We start from the raw sequence: 566 nt of genomic DNA, 5'->3' as shown, positions 1-566 counted from the left end.
CCGGACGGGCATCGCGACCCGGCCTACCTCAGCCAGTTGATCCAGCAGGAACGGGTCACCACTCTGCACTTCGTACCGTCGATGCTCCGGGCCTTTGTCGAGGAACCGAGTCTGGTCGACTGCCACAGCCTGCGCCAGGTGTTCGCCAGCGGTGAAGCACTGCCGGTGGATCTGGTGCGGCGCTTCATGGGCCAGCACCCGGCCGCCCTGATCAACCTGTACGGCCCGACCGAAGCGGCCATCGACGTCTCGGTCTGGCGTTGCTCGGCCAACGATGTGGTCGTGCCAATCGGCAAGCCCATCGCCAACCTGCGCTTGTACATCCTCGACGAGGCCATGCAACCGCTGCCGATTGGCAGCATCGGCGAGCTGTACATCGGCGGTGTCGGCGTGGCCCGGGGTTATCTGAAACGCCCGGACCTGACCGAGGAACGCTTCCTCGCCAGCCCATTCATCGAGGGTGACCGCCTGTACCGCACCGGCGACCGTTGCCGCTTCCTGGCCGATGGCAACATCGAGTACCTGGGGCGTCTCGACCATCAGGTGAAGTTGCGCGGCCAGCGCAT

1 protein-coding gene is annotated in these 566 nt (G+C 65.5%); it reads left to right on the top strand.

Features of this window, described 5'->3' with window-relative positions:
* On the top strand, nucleotides 1-566 hold a 566-nt coding region (locus HU811_RS27140; RefSeq protein ID WP_186659209.1), incomplete at both ends, for an AMP-binding protein.

Source organism: Pseudomonas tehranensis (assembly GCF_014268615.1).
Classification (GTDB): Bacteria; Pseudomonadota; Gammaproteobacteria; order Pseudomonadales; family Pseudomonadaceae; genus Aquipseudomonas; species Aquipseudomonas tehranensis.
The sequence above is the reverse complement of the archived record's forward strand: the minus strand, read 5'-3'. Positions and strand labels throughout refer to the sequence as shown.